The organism is Streptomyces sp. NBC_00483 (assembly GCF_036013745.1).
GTDB lineage: Bacteria > Actinomycetota > Actinomycetes > Streptomycetales > Streptomycetaceae > Streptomyces.
The window spans coordinates 5305528-5319445 of sequence record NZ_CP107880.1 but is presented as its reverse complement, the minus strand read 5'-3'; the positions used below and the strand labels follow the sequence as shown (position 1 = coordinate 5319445).

The 13918-nt window shown below is 69.9% G+C and carries 11 protein-coding genes; 8 read left to right on the top strand and 3 right to left on the bottom strand.

Annotated features, from left to right (window positions below; all coding sequences use genetic code 11):
* Positions 1 to 708: 708 nt before the first annotated feature.
* Positions 709 to 1977, top strand: coding sequence for an RNA-guided endonuclease InsQ/TnpB family protein (locus OHA73_RS23765; RefSeq protein WP_327656067.1), 1269 nt, complete (start codon positions 709 to 711; stop codon positions 1975 to 1977).
* A 55-nt stretch (positions 1978 to 2032) separates the two neighbouring features.
* On the opposite strand, the gene OHA73_RS23760 is transcribed toward OHA73_RS23765, so the two are convergent.
* Together OHA73_RS23760 and OHA73_RS23755 are read right to left on the bottom strand one after the other, a co-directional pair.
* Positions 2033 to 2758: a phosphatase PAP2 family protein gene (locus tag OHA73_RS23760; RefSeq protein WP_267069746.1), complete on the bottom strand. Its 726-nt coding sequence runs from the start codon at positions 2756 to 2758 to the stop codon at positions 2033 to 2035.
* A 197-nt stretch (positions 2759 to 2955) separates the two neighbouring features.
* Entirely contained in the window at positions 2956 to 3972 is a 1017-nt protein-coding gene (locus OHA73_RS23755) for a C40 family peptidase (protein ID WP_323187252.1), read from the bottom strand.
* Positions 3973 to 4311: 339 nt separating this feature from the next.
* Between OHA73_RS23755 and OHA73_RS23750 the strand changes: the two genes are divergently transcribed.
* From OHA73_RS23750 to OHA73_RS23725, 6 genes are all read left to right on the top strand, one after another.
* Positions 4312 to 4620 carry a hypothetical protein gene (locus tag OHA73_RS23750; protein ID WP_266712440.1) on the top strand — a complete coding sequence of 103 codons (309 nt, stop codon included), beginning with the start codon at positions 4312 to 4314 and terminating at the stop codon, positions 4618 to 4620.
* Positions 4621 to 4738: 118 nt separating this feature from the next.
* On the top strand, positions 4739 to 5536 hold the full coding sequence (locus OHA73_RS23745) for a hypothetical protein (protein WP_327656066.1): 798 nt from the start codon (positions 4739 to 4741) through the stop codon (positions 5534 to 5536).
* Entirely contained in the window at positions 5526 to 6893 is a 1368-nt protein-coding gene (locus tag OHA73_RS23740; RefSeq protein WP_327656065.1) for a hypothetical protein, read from the top strand. Before OHA73_RS23745 ends, OHA73_RS23740 begins: the two co-directional genes overlap by 11 nt.
* On the top strand, positions 6890 to 8449 hold the full coding sequence (locus tag OHA73_RS23735; RefSeq protein ID WP_266712434.1) for an SCO6880 family protein: 1560 nt from the start codon (positions 6890 to 6892) through the stop codon (positions 8447 to 8449). The genes OHA73_RS23740 and OHA73_RS23735 overlap by 4 nt, the downstream gene beginning before the upstream one ends.
* A gap of 60 nt (positions 8450 to 8509) precedes the next feature.
* Positions 8510 to 9922, top strand: a complete 1413-nt coding sequence (locus tag OHA73_RS23730; protein WP_266712432.1) for an ATP-binding protein — start codon at positions 8510 to 8512, stop codon at positions 9920 to 9922.
* A gap of 41 nt (positions 9923 to 9963) precedes the next feature.
* The gene (locus OHA73_RS23725) at positions 9964 to 11526 is read left to right on the top strand and encodes a type IV secretory system conjugative DNA transfer family protein (RefSeq protein WP_327658512.1); all 1563 of its coding nucleotides are present in this window, start codon (positions 9964 to 9966) and stop codon (positions 11524 to 11526) included.
* A 3-nt stretch (positions 11527 to 11529) separates the two neighbouring features.
* On the opposite strand, the gene OHA73_RS23720 is transcribed toward OHA73_RS23725, so the two are convergent.
* Positions 11530 to 12177, bottom strand: a complete 648-nt coding sequence (locus tag OHA73_RS23720; RefSeq protein ID WP_327656064.1) for a TetR/AcrR family transcriptional regulator — start codon at positions 12175 to 12177, stop codon at positions 11530 to 11532.
* 97 nt (positions 12178 to 12274) lie between these two features.
* Here OHA73_RS23720 and OHA73_RS23715 point away from each other — a divergent pair, with 97 nt between their 5' ends.
* A complete protein-coding gene (locus OHA73_RS23715) occupies positions 12275 to 13912 on the top strand; it encodes an MFS transporter (RefSeq protein WP_327656063.1) in 1638 nt (545 codons plus the stop codon).
* Positions 13913 to 13918: the final 6 nt, after the last annotated feature.

Here is a 13918-nt window from a genome sequence, read left to right as displayed (position 1 = left end):
GCAGGAGCTTGAATTGCCCCGCCCACCCGCAGGCAATCGCCCGGCTCCCGCCCATCTCCCACCCACCGCCCCCTCCGGGGCCGTCGGCCCGACGGGGTACCGCCACCCGCCTTGGGTAATCCGCCGCCAGCCACGGCTCCCCACCCGTCGCGGCCGACACCGCCCCGCCTTGGGCAACCTCCGCCAACCACGGCTCCCCACCCTTGACGGTCGACGCCGCCCCGCCTTGGGCAATCTGCCGCCTGGGGCGGCAGGGTGGGCAAGGCGGCACCCCGGTGCCGCGCACCCATCACGACAGACGCCAACCCCGGCACGGGCCCAGGTGCCGGGCACCGATCCCAACGCGCCCCACCCCGGCCCCGCCCCGGGCCCCGGTCGGGGCTGGAGCCCCCGGAGGGGGCGGGCGGGTGGGAGACAAGCCAGGACCGGCGCAGCCGAACACGGCACGACACCGCGCACCAGCACCACAGACGCCGCCCCCGGCAAACCCCCGACCCAGGCGCCGCGCGCCCATCACGACGGCCCCAACCCGACGCGGCACGCCGAAACGCACGATCCCGCCCCAGCACGGAGCGCTACCGGGATTCATTCGCAGTGGATCGGGTTTCAGCCCGGTGGTGAAGCGGATCTGATGACTGCGGAGCGTCGCGGTGTCGTTCCGGTGGAGCCGGATGGAGCGGTCACTGGCGAGGGTGACGGGAGGAACGGGTGTTCCCGGTTACGGAGGGTGTAGTTCGTTCGTACGATCCTCGCACGCAGCTTCGGTACGCCTTCAGGTTGTACCCGGAGCCTGGTCAACGCGCCGCGTTGGCGCGGGCGTTCGGGTGTGCCCGTGTCGTGTTCAACGACGCGGTGCGTGCCCGCGAAGACGCCCGCAAGGCCGGGCGGCCCTCCCCCACGGCCGGGGAGCTGTCCCGCTCTCTGATCACCGAGGCCAAACGGACGAGCGAGCGGTCCTGGCTGGGGGAGGTGTCCGCGGTCGTGCTTCAGCAGTCCCTGCGGGACGCCGAGTCCGCGTACAGGAACTTCTTCGCTTCTCTCACCGGTGCCCGCAAAGGTCCGAAACTGCGACCGCCGCGCTTCAAGTCCCGCAAGGACGCCCGGCAGTCGGTCCGGTTCACCGCCAACGCCCGCTGGAGCATCACCGACAGTGGCCGCCTGAACCTGCCGAAGATCGGCGCGGTGAAGGTGAAGTGGTCCCGCAGCCTGCCCACCACCCCCACCTCGGTCACCGTCATCAAGGACGCGGCAGGCCGGTACTTCGCCTCCTTCGTGATCGACACCGACCCTGCCGCCGATGCCGCCCGGATGCCCGACACCGACCAGGTCATCGGCATCGACCTGGGCCTGACACATTTCGCCGTGCTGTCCACCGGCGAGAAGATCGACTCCCCCAGGTTCCTGCGGCGTGCGGAGAAGAAGCTGAAGAAGGCCCAGCGGGAGCTGTCCCGCAAACAGAAGGGATCCAAAAACCGGGCCAAGGCCCGCCTCAAAGTCGCCCGCGCCCACACCCAGGTGACCGACGCACGCCGCGAGTTCCACCACCAGCGCTCCACGAAGCTGATCTCCGAGAACCAAGGGATCGCCGTGGAGGACCTGTCGGTGGCGGGACTGGCGCGCACCAGGCTGGCCAAGTCCGTGCACGACGCCGGATGGTCCACCTTCGTCGGCATGCTGGCGTACAAGGCTCAGCGCTACGGCCGCACCCTGGTGAAGATCGGCCGGTTCGAGCCGACCTCCCAGACCTGCTCCACCTGCGGCGTCAAGGACGGACCCAAACCCCTGGGCGTGCGGGAATGGACGTGTACCGCCTGCGGCGTGGTCCATGACCGGGACGTCAACGCCGCGATCAACATCAAGACGGCCGCCGGACTGGCGGTATCGGCCTGCGGAGCGCCGGTAAGACCGGGAGCAGTCCCGGCACAGCGCACAGAAACAGGAAGCCACGGAATCCCCACCGAATCCCGTGCCGCGTAGCGACACAGCAACGTCGGGAAGACCAGAATCCTCGGGCTTCAGCCCGAGGAGCAAGTCAAGCCGCCAGGTCCCGCTCCTCCGCCGGCTCCGTCGCGTCCCGGGACTCGGGGAGTTCCACCGCGGAGGCCACCGCGTCGGGGGCCCACACGAGCCGGGAGACCCACCCGGACGCCCGCCCGATGCCCCGCGTCAGCGGAGTGAGCAGCGCCGAGGCCAACGGCGAGAGCAGCAGCGCGACCGCCGTGCCGAGCGCGAACCCGCCCACGACGTCCGTCGGATAGTGCACGCCCATGAAGACCCGGCAGAACCCTTCGAGCACGGCGAGCCCTATGGCGGCGAGCCCGAGCTTGCGGTGGGCGATGAAGAGCCCCGCCCCGATGGCCATCGCCAGCGTCGCGTGATCGCTGACGAACGAGAAGTCGGTCTTGCCCTTGACCAGAACCTCGAGCCCCTGGTGGTCCACGAAGGGCCGCGGCCGCTCGACGAAGGACCGGATCGGCACGTTCACGAGAACGGCGACCCCGGCGGCGAGCGGCGCCCACACCACGGCGGCCACGGAGGACGCCGCGTCGTCGAGCGACGCGCGCTTCCTCGCACCCCACCAGCACCACAGCACGAGGAGCACGAGCGCGATCAGGATCCCGTACTCCCCGACGAACTCCATGGTCCGGTCGAACCAGCGCGGAGCGTCATCGGCCAGGCCGTTGATGTCGTAGAGCAGCGTGACGTCGGGGTTGGATCCGGATGTCGCGGGCGCTTCGAGTGCCACGAGTCCAGCCATAGTTCAGCGGCCCCTTCGTCTTCAGCCACCCCCGTGGTTGTTTTCGATTCAGGTAGAGGAACGCACGGTCCCACCCTCTACGTTCCACAATCCACCGAACGATCACCCAGACGTTATCGAAGAGAGACACAAACCCGCAGCTCAGGGCCATGGCATAACAGAGAGTTCCAGCCAACTCACAGACCGCTTCGCCGGACTCAGACCTCCGGCGAAGCGCTCGGCAGCGCCTTCGCACCGTCCTCCGTGACCCGGGTCGCGCCGAAGTAGTCAGCGGTGTCGATGGGGTCGAAGCGAATGACGGCACCGGTCCGCGGCGCGTCGATCATGTAGCCGCCGCCCACATAAATGCCCACGTGATGGATGGCCCGGCTGTTCTGGAGGTCGTGGGAGAAGAACACGAGGTCCCCGGGAAGCAGCTCGTCCCGCTTCGGATGCGGCCCGGCGTTGTACTGATCGTTGGCCACGCGCGGCAGCTCGATGTCCGCCGTCGCGTACGCGGCCTTGGTCAGCCCCGAGCAATCAAATCGGCCATCTTGGTCCGCCGTGCCGTTGCCACCCCACAAGTAAGGGGTGCCGAGCTTCTTCTGCGCGAAGTAGATCGCGGCCGCGGCCTGCTGCGAGGGCTGCACGCGCCCGACCGGCTTCGCGAAGGACTTCTCCAGGGTCGTGATGACCTTCACGTAGTTCTGCGTCTCGCGGTACGGCGGCACTCCCCCGTACTTGATGACGGCGTACGAGCCCGCGTTGTAGGCGGCGAGCATGTTCTTCGTCTTGTCGCCGGGCGCGTCCTTCACGTACGAGGCGAGCTTGCAGTCGTACGAAGCGGCCGAGGGGATCGCGTCGTTGGGGTCCCAGATGTCGCGGTCCCCGTCCCCGTCCCCGTCGACCCCGTGCGCGGCCCAGGTGCCGCTGATGAACTGCGCGATGCCGTATGCCTTGGCCGGCGACGTGGCCTTCGGGTTGAACCCGCTCTCCTGGTAGAGCTGCGCGGCCAGCAGCGCCGGGTTGATGGCGGGGCACAGATTGCCCCACTTCTGTACGAGTGGCTGATACGCGGCCGGCACGGCGCCCTTCGCGAGCCCCACGGCCCCCTGCCCGACCCCGCTGCTCAGGCTCCCCGCCGCCATGTACGTCCCGAAAACGAGCAGCGCCACGAACGCGGTCCCCCCGGCGACGGCCGAACCCGCGAGCATCCACGCCTTACGCACCGTCAACCGCCCTTCGCCACGGGGGAGTCCGGGCACGACCCACGGCCGGACACACGAGCGCTCAGTTTACGGTCGGGCACGCCACCCCGTCAGCGACTGCCCGAACTATCCACGACCAGCCTTCATTGCCCGGCGTGACCAGGCATGATACACAGAGTAACCGTACGTTCCTTCGCATCCGGAACCGTCCCTCCCGGGCGGTCCCTCAGGCATGGGACCGTAGGAACTCGGCCAAGGAATGGCGCCAAGTGTGCAGGCATCGGAGCCAATCTGGGCAAGAATGGGTCTGACCTCTGCGCTGCGGCAGAGGCGACAGAACTACCCACATGGGGCGGTGAGTTACACATGCTGCTGGCAGCCGAAAAAGGCGACATCTCCACCATCATCGGCGGGATCGCCCCGGATTGGGGCCCGTTCGGGAGCCTGGGCAACGAGGCACGCGTGATGGTCGAGGTCGTGATGGCGGTCGCCATCCTGCTGTGCCTCGGCATCGCGATCTGGGGCGCGGCCAAGCAACGGATCGGGGCCACGGCCCTGCGCGACACCTTCAGCGCCGAGCAGGGCAAGGGCCTGATCATCGCGGGCCTGACCGGGGTGTTCATCATCGGCTCACTAGGCACGCTGTTCACCATCGTGTACGGCATGGCCGTCTAGCTCCCGCCTGAGGTTGCGTCTCCCTGATGTCGAGTCACCACACCGCGCCCGCGCGGAAACCAGCACGGCTACCGTCGTATGCGGTGGTTCGGCGAAAGGTTGAGGGGGCGTGCGCGCAATGAGTCCTGACGGTCCACAGGACGACGAGCTCTACGGAGGATCCGGCCAGACCCGGACGCGGCTCCCGGAGAGCTCCGGCGCCCGCAGACCGGGGCGTTCACCGTCCCGGTCCCTGGTGACCGTGGTCGGCGTGGTGGTGTTGCTCATCGCGGCGATCGCCTTCGCGAACCGCGGTACGGACGACACCTCCGGCGGTTCCGAGCCCTCCGGCACGAAACCGGCGGCGGCCCCCACGGCCCCGACCGGCGCCAAGCCGGTGTCCTCCGGCTTCGCCCACGACGAGCAGGGCGCGCAGTCGGCTGCCGCGAACTATGCGGTGCAGCTCGGTTCGGCCGACATGTTCGACAAGGCGAAACGAGACGGCATCGTCGACGACGTCTATACGCCGTCGGCCGCCGACGCCCGGCGGGGCGACCTCGACAAGGTGTACTCCAGCGAGGGATTCCTGACGGGCATCGGCCTCAACAAGGACGGCTCCGCGCCGAAGGGGAACACGTTCGTCTCCCGGACCATTCCGGTCGGCACCAAGACGACCGCCTACAAGGGCGACTCGGCGACCGTGTCGATCTGGTACTCGTCGCTGTTCGGACTCGCCGGTGAAGGCACGCAGAACCCGGTGTCCGAGAGCTGGTACACCAACAGCTACAAGCTGCGCTGGGTGGACGGCGACTGGAAGGTGGAGGACTTCACGCAGAAGGACGGCCCCGTCCCGGTCGGCCGCGACCAGCGGGCCTCCACGGCCGACGACATGGCGAAGGCCGTGAAGGAGTACGGAGGGTTCAGCTATGCCCGCTAACCGGCGACGCCGCGCCCTCTCCCTCACAGCCGTGGTCACCGGCGTGCAGGCCTCAGCGGTCCTCCTGGCCTCCCGGGCCTGGGCGGCCCCGGCCCCGGACCCGTCCGACAACTCCTGCGACCTCATCCGCGGCGCCGCAAGGAAGTACTGCGAGCGCGGCAACGACGCCACCGGCAAGAACACCGGAGGTGGTGGCGGGACGCCCGACGTCTCCAACCCCCTCGACCCCCTCTCCAGCCTCGCCAAGGGCTGCGCAGAGGCCGCCTCCTGGACCGTCGACCAGCTCAGCGACGCCGTGCAGAAGACGGCCAACGTCGACTTCACCAACGCGAAGTTCCTCCAGCAGTACGCCGTCGTGTTCGCCGCGTCGACGATCCTCACGCTCGTGCTGTGGCTGCTCGCCGTGGCCAAGCGCGCCGTGCGCGGCGTACCGCTGATGACCGCGATCTCGGAGGCCGTGGGTTTCCTCTGGCTCACCGTGCTCGCGTCCGCCTTCACCCCGCTGATCCTCTACACCGTGGTGTCGGCGGCCGACGGTGTGAGCGACGTACTGGCGAAAGCGACGGGTAATCAGACGGACGCGTTCTTCGGGACGTTCTCCGAGGCCCTGAAGAAGGGCGACGACATCGGCGGCGGGCCGATCATGCTGATCGTCGTGTCACTGGTGTCGATCGTCGCGGCGGGCGTGCTCTACCTGGAGCTGTACCTGCGCGCCGTCCTGCTCTACGTAGGCGCGCTGCTCGGCGTCGTCGTCTACGCGGGGCTCGTCGACAAGAACCTGTGGGGCCACGTGCGCCGCTGGGTCGGCGTCATGATCGCCGTCATCCTCGTGAAGCCGGTCATCGTGATCGTGCTCGGCCTCGCGGGCGCGCTGTCCAGCAGCGACAAGGGGCCCGACTCCCTCGCCGCGATCGTCTCCGGCCTCGCCATCGTGCTGCTCGCCATCTTCGCGAGCGGCATGATCTACCGCTTCGTGCCCGGCTTCGGCGACGAGATGGCCAACGTGAGGAAGAACCGGCTCATGCAGGGCGCCGAGGGCAAGGCGGCCGCCGTGATCAGTTCCCCCGCCGCGCTCGTCTCGCAAGGCATCAAGACCCACAGCAGCCGTCAGGACAGCGGGGGTTCGGGAGGCGGTGGCGGAGCCTCCCAGGCCCGTCCCGCCAACCCCGCGTCCGGCGGTGTGGCCGCGCACAGTTCGCGCCCGGCCGCGTCAGGGGGAGGCGGCGGAACTGTCCCCTCCGCCGCACCCCCGCCCCGTACGAGCCCGACGAAGACCCCGCACGCGAGCAACGACCGCGGGAGCAACGGCGGCAACACCGGTAAGAACGGCAACTGGCAAGGAGGTGCAGGGCGTTGACGACCCAGTCCCACGTGTCCCCTCCGGTCACGCCCCGCCGTACATATCTGATCGGTCGCGCCCGGCCGAACGCGATCGTCGGCAAGAATCGTGAGTCCGGCGAGATCGCGATGATCGTCGTGGGCGCCTTCCTCGGCATGATGTGCGGACTGCTCGTCCCCGTGCTGTCGCTGCGCATCGTGCTGCTCACCGGCTTCCCGATGCTCGGGCTGGCCGCGGTCTACGTCCCGTACAAGGGCCGCACCTTCTACAAATGGTTTGAAATCAACCGCAGCTACAAGCGCTCCCTCAAGCGCGGCACCGCCTACCGATCGCCCACCATGGAGGCCGGCACCCGGCTCGACGGGCGCGAGGTCGAGATCGGCCCGCCCCCGGGCATCGGCAGGCTCACCTGGCTGGCCGCGCCGTTCGGGCCCGACGAGATCTGCGTGCTGCTGCACGCGGACCGGCGCACCGTCACCGCCGCCATCGAGATCGAGGGCCCCGGCGTCGGGCTGCGCGACTCGGAGGACCAGGAGGCGCTGGTCGACCGGTTCGGCACGCTGCTCAAGCACGTCGCCAACGGCGACGGGTTCGTGACCCGGCTCCAGATGCTGGCCCGCACCCTCCCCGCCGACCCCGACGCGCACAACAAGGACGTCGCGGTGCGCGGCGACGACCGCTCGCTCGGCTGGCTCCAGAAGTCGTACGACCAGCTGCAGTCCATGGTCTCGACGAGCAGCGAGCAGCACCGCGCGTACCTCGTGGCCTGCATGCACTTCACGCGCGACCTGGCCGCCGAGGCCAACGCGATGGCCCGCGCCACCCGCCCCAAGGGCGGCAAGAAGGTCGACAGGGACGCCGGGCTCGCCGTCGTCATGGCGCGCGAACTGACCGACATCTGCTCGCGGTTGCAGGAGGCGGACATCCGCGTGCGGCAGCCGCTCGGGCAGGGCCGGCTCGCGTCCCTGATCCACTCCATGTACGACCCCGACCACCCCATCGACCACATCCAGGCGATGTCGAAGCGCAACGCCTGGCCGGCCGAGCTCGACGCCATGGAGCCGACGTTCCTTCAGGCCAAGACGCGTGAGTCGACGACCCGCGCGCCCTGGTGCCACGCCACGGCGTGGGTCAAGGAGTGGCCGATGACGCCGGTGGGCGTCAACTTCCTGGCTCCGCTCCTGGTCCACACCCCGGATGTCATCCGGACCGTCGCCGTCACCATGGACCTCGAACCCACCGAGGTCGCCATCGAGCGGATGCTGACCGAGAAGACCAACGACGAGGCGGAGGCGTCCCGCGCCGCCAAGATGAACCGGACCGTCGACCCCCGCGACATCGCCGCCCACGGCCGCCTCGACCAGCGCGGCGAGGACCTGGCGAGCGGCGCGGCCGGCGTCAATCTCGTCGGCTACATCACGGTCTCCTCCCGCAATCCCGACGCGCTCGCCCGCGACAAGCGCACCATCCGCGCCTCGGCGGGCAAGTCGTACCTGAAGCTGGAGTGGTGCGATCGCGAGCACCACCGGGCGTTCGTGAACACCCTGCCGTTCGCCACCGGCATCCGCCGATGACCCCGACGATCCCGATGTTCCTGATGTCCGCCGACACGGCCGGAAGGTAGGCGCTGCACTATGCGGGATCCGCTGACCGCTCTCACCGATGCCTTCACCGCGTTCCTGTTCGGGAAGGTGGAGACGACCCGGCTTCCGGTGCGTACGTCGACGGGGCAGGCACAGGCCGTCTATCTGCCGACGGCCGCGCCGGGCCTCGGCGACTCCGGGGTGATCATCGGCCGCGAGGTGTACTCCGGCAAGGGCTACATCTACGACCCCTTCCAGCTCTACGGTCAGCAGCTCCCGGCCCCCCACTGGCTGGTGCTCGGCGAGTCCGGCAACGGCAAGTCGGCGCTGGAGAAGACGTACGTACTACGGCAGTTGAGGTTCAAGGACCGTCAGGTCGTCGTCCTCGACGCACAGGGCGAGGACGGCGTCGGCGAGTGGAACCTCATCGCCGAAGAGCTGGGCATAACTCCCATCCGGCTCGACCCGACGGCCGCCCTGGACATGGGGATCCGGCTCAACCCGCTGGACCCGGCGATCACTTCGACGGGCCAGCTGGCGCTGCTGCGCACCATCATCGAGGTCGCGCTCGGGCACGGCCTCGACGAGCGCTCCGGCTTCGCGCTGAAGGTCGCGCACGCGTACGTGAACGAGACGATCGTCGACCGGCAGCCGGTCCTGCCCGACATCGTCGAGCAGCTCCGCCACCCGGAACCGGAGTCGGCGGAGGCCATGAACGTGGCCCTCGAGGACGTCCGGGCCTGGGGCCTCGACGTGGCGCTCGTCATCGACCGGCTCGTCGACGGCGACCTGCGCGGCATGTTCGACGGCCCGACGACGGTCGGCATCGACCTCGACGCCCCGCTGATCGTCTTCGACCTGTCCCACATCGACCGGAACTCGATCGCGATGCCGATCCTGATGGCGATCGTGGGCGTGTGGCTGGAGCACACCTGGATCCGCCCCGACCGGAAGAAGCGCATCTTCCTGGTCGAGGAGGCCTGGCACATCATCAACAGCCCCTTCGTGGCCCAACTCTTCCAGCGGCTGCTGAAGTTCGGCCGCCGCCTCGGCCTGTCCTTCGTGGCGGTCGTCCACCACCTGAGCGACGTGGTCGACGGCGCGGCCGCCAAGGAAGCGGCGGCGATCCTGAAGATGGCTTCCACGAGGACGATCTACGCCCAGAAGGCGGACGAGGCGAGAGCCACGGGCCGGGTGCTCGGACTGCCCCGCTGGGCCGTCGAGATCATCCCGACGCTCTCCCCCGGCATCGCCGTCTGGGACGTCAACGGCAACGTACAGGTGGTCAAACACCTGGTCACCGAGACCGAACGCCCACTGGTGTTCACCGACCGCGCCATGACGGAATCGTCCGCCGAGCAGTTCGTGGACGAGGCCCTGGAGGCGGCCGAGCTGGAGGCCGAGGAACGGGCGGCCGCGTTCGTGGAGCAGCGCCTGGGCGGCTCCGAGTCCACGGTGGCATGAACGGTGGCATGACAGGAATGCGGGACGAGCGGGGGCACCGGATGGAGCGGAGTTACCACCGGGACGACCGGGAGGGGCGCGGCCGGGGCGGTGTGCCCGACGGGCTGCTGGTCGGGGTCCTGGCGTTCCTCCTTGGCATGACGATCCTGGCGTGGACGGCGACGGGCCTCGCGGGCCTCTTCACGAAGGGCGCGTGGCCGACGTCCGTGACGTTCGCGAACACGCCGCTGGCCATGCGCTCGTTGATCACCCGCCCGCACGACATCCCCGGCGCCTGGCCCGGCACCCCCGCCGCCGAACTGTCCGGCTACGGCCTCTTCTGGGGCCTGTTCATCGGCCAGCTGATGATCCTGGTCGTCCTGGCGGTGTTCGTGGCGGGAACGGTGGCGCGGTGGCGTGCGGTCCGGAAGAAGCGTCGCACTCAGCCCATTCAAGCCCCGCACTTGGACGAGAGCCAGCGGGGTCCGGGGCAGAGCCCCGATCTTTCAGCCCCGCCGGCGATTGAGGAGCGGGGCCCGGGGCAGAGCCCCGATCTTTCAGCCCCGCCGGCGATTGAGGGGCGGGGCCCGGGGCAGAGCCCCGATCTTTCAGCCCCTCCGGCGATTGAGGAGCGGGGCCCGGGGCAGAGCCCCGAGACGTCAACCACGCCTCCCGCAACCACACCCGTACCGGCCCAACGCGGACCCGTCCACCTCGGCCCGCCGGCCGCCCGCCACCCCCTCGCCATAGAAGCCATCCAGGACGCCGAAGGCCCCGTCCTCGTGATCACGTCGTCCGCGGACGTCTGGTCGGAGACCAAGGACGCCCGCGCCAAACTCGGCCCCGTCCTCCTCTACGACCCCACCCACCGCTGCGACACCCCCGCCCGCATGCACTGGAACCCGGCCGCCGGCTGCACCGACAAGGAGACCGCGGCGGCCCGCGCCACCGCCCTGCTCGCCCCGATAAGGCCCACGGCCAAACTGGACTCGGCGCTCGCCGAGGCCGCGACCACCCTGCTGCGCAGCTACCTGCACGCCGCCGCCGTCGACGGCAAACCGTTTCGCCACGTCCACCGCTGGGCCCAGGGCACCCAGGTCCAGGACGCCGTACGCATCCTCCGTACGAACCCGAAGGCGGCCGCGGGCACCGCGGGCGAACTCGAGGCGGCGCTCACCTCGCACCCCGAACGCCGCGACATGGCACAGGAGTTGACGGCCCGCGCACTGTCCTCCCTCTTCTCCGTACACATCCGTGAGGCGTGCACGCCCAACCGAACGGATGCGCTCACTCTGGATTCCTTCGTCAACGAAGGGGGCACGCTTTATGTGGTCGGTGAACCCATCGAGGACCCGAAGGGGCAGCCCGGTGCGATGCCCCTGCTCACGGCCCTCGCCTCGAGCGTGGTCGAGCACGGCCGCCGCGTGGCCGCACGGTCACCTGCCGGCCGGCTCGACCCACCAATGACGCTCGTCCTCGACGACGTCGCGGCGGTGGCTCCGCTTCCCCAACTGCCGGAGCTGCTGGCCACGGGAGCGGACCAGGGTCTGGTCACCCTGGCCCTGCTCCGGTCCAGGGAACAGGGCCGCACCCGCTGGCCGGACGCGGAACTCCCGCTCGGTTAGGCCCTACCGGCCGTACAGCTTCAAAAACACCCCGAGCCCACTGGACACACGGGCGTCGACCTCGGCGTCGGACATCGGCACCACCCCGAAGAACGTATCCACCGTGACGGACCCGGGGATCAGCAGCAGGAAGTGCCGCCCGGCCTCCGCGGAGTTGGCCTCGTCGACCGCCAGGTGCCCCTGCTCACCGAGCCGGAGCAGCGCCGCGCGCACCGCTTCCGCCGTCCCCCGCGGGCCGATCCGCTGCCACTCCTCGATGACGTCGGCGGGCAGATGCGAGCCCTCCGAGATGATGTGCCGTACGAGAAGCATGTGCGGCTCGTGGTCGCCGCGCCGTCCCATCCACTCCCGGGCGAGCGCGAGCAGATCCTTCTCGACGTCCGCCACCTTGCCCAAGTGCCGCTCGATCAAGGCAACATGAGCAGCCGTCACATTCTTGGCACTGTCGATGAGGACCTCACGAAAAAGATTCTCCTTGCCACCGAAGTGGTTGTAGAGCGTGCGCGTGGAGACGCCCGCCTCGGCGGCGATCTCGTCGATACCCGCGCGCGCGTACCCCTCGCGACCGAAGACCGTCCGCGCCCCGCGCATCAGCGCCTGCCGCTTCTCGACCGTGCCCTTGCGCGGGATACGCCCCGACTCCTGTGTCATGCCACTCCGCCCTCCGCCGTGCTCGTCCAGCCTAGACACAGAGACCTAGGTACAACGACTGTTGCACTTCTTACAACCACGGTTGTACTTTACCGGCATGGCAACCGAATCCCAGGCTTCGGCGGCCCGCGAAGTCGGCGGCAGCCGCTCCACGTTCACTCTCCTCGTCGTGCTCCTCGGCATGCTCACCCTGCCGATGGCCATGTCCGGCACCACGGTCGCGCTCCCGCGCATCGGCGCCGACCTGGACGCCACGGGCGCCGCGTTGCAGTGGGTGGTCGTCGGCTACTTCCTCGCCGCGTCCTCGTTCATGCTGGTCGCGGGCTCGCTCGGCGATCTCCACGGCCGCCGCCGGATCCTCACGGCGGGCGCCACGCTCTACACGGCGGGCACCCTCGCCTCGGCCCTCGCCCCGAACATCCTGCTCCTCGACGCGGCCCGGATCCTGTCCGGCATCGGCGCCGCGGGCGTCATGGCCAGCGGCAGCTCGCTGCTCGCCGCGACCTTCACGGGCCCCGCCCGCACCCGCGTCTTCGCCTCGCTCGGCACCACGGCGGGCCTCGGCCTCGCCTTCGGCCCGACGTTCTCCGGCTGGCTCGTGGACGCGGTCGGCTGGCGCGCCACCTTCCTGTCGTACGTCGCCGTGGGCGCGGTCATCGTCGTCGGCACCCGCCTGATGCCGGAGTCCCGGGCGGACACGAGCCCGCGCGTCGACAAGGCGGGCGCGGCCACCTTCATCGCCGGCCTCGCCCTGGCCCTCTACGCGATCACGCAGGGCTCCAAGTCCGGCTGGGCGGCGGCGCCGACCCTCGTTCCCGCGGCCCTGTCCCTCGCGCTGCTCCTCACCTTCGTACGCGTCGAACGGCGCCTCGTCCGCACCGGCAACGGCCGCCCGATCCTCGACCTGCGGCTCGCCCGCAACCCGGCGTTCCTCGGCTGGGCGGTCGGCTCCTTCGGGCTCGGCGCGGGCACCACCGGCGTCCTCGCCTACCTGCCGACCTACCTCCAGGGCGCGAACGGCACGACGGCCCGCGCGGCCGGCCTCACGCTGCTGCTGATGACGGTGCAGATCCTGGCCCTGCCCCCGCTCGGCGCCCGCCTGGTCAACCGGGGCGTGCCGGCCCGCCACATCCTGGTCCTGTCCCTGCTCCTGCTGGCGGCGGGCAACGCGTGGCTCACCACGCTCCACCCGGGCATCCCGGTGACATCGCTGGCGGGCCCACTGCTCACCATCGGCGCGGGCCAGGGCCTCTCCCTCGGCATCATCGACGCCCAGGCCATGTCGATGGTCGCCCCGTCCGAGGTCGGCATGGCCTCCGGCTTCCTCAACACGGTCCGCGGCGGCACGGGCGCCATCATGCTCACGATCTTCGGCGCCCTCCTCCTCGCATCCCTCGAACCCCGGGTGGGCTCGGCGCCCCTGGCAGCAAGGATCACGGCGGGCACGGGCGGCCACACCCATGAATTCACAGAGGCGTGGCGGGTGACGCTCTGGTCGACAACGGCCTTGCTAACGGCCCTGGCCGCACTGGCCTACAGGCTACTGACGGCTGTGAGCACGCACCCCGCCCCCGCTACGGACAGCCCTTCCGCCCCCGCTGTGAGCACGCGCCCCGCCCCCACTGCGGACAGCCATCCCGCCCCCGCTGTGGGCAGGCGTCCCGCACGGCGGGACGGGTGGGCACAGCCCCCGACTGAGCGCAACGAAACGACGACCCACACCACGTCAACCTGACCACCC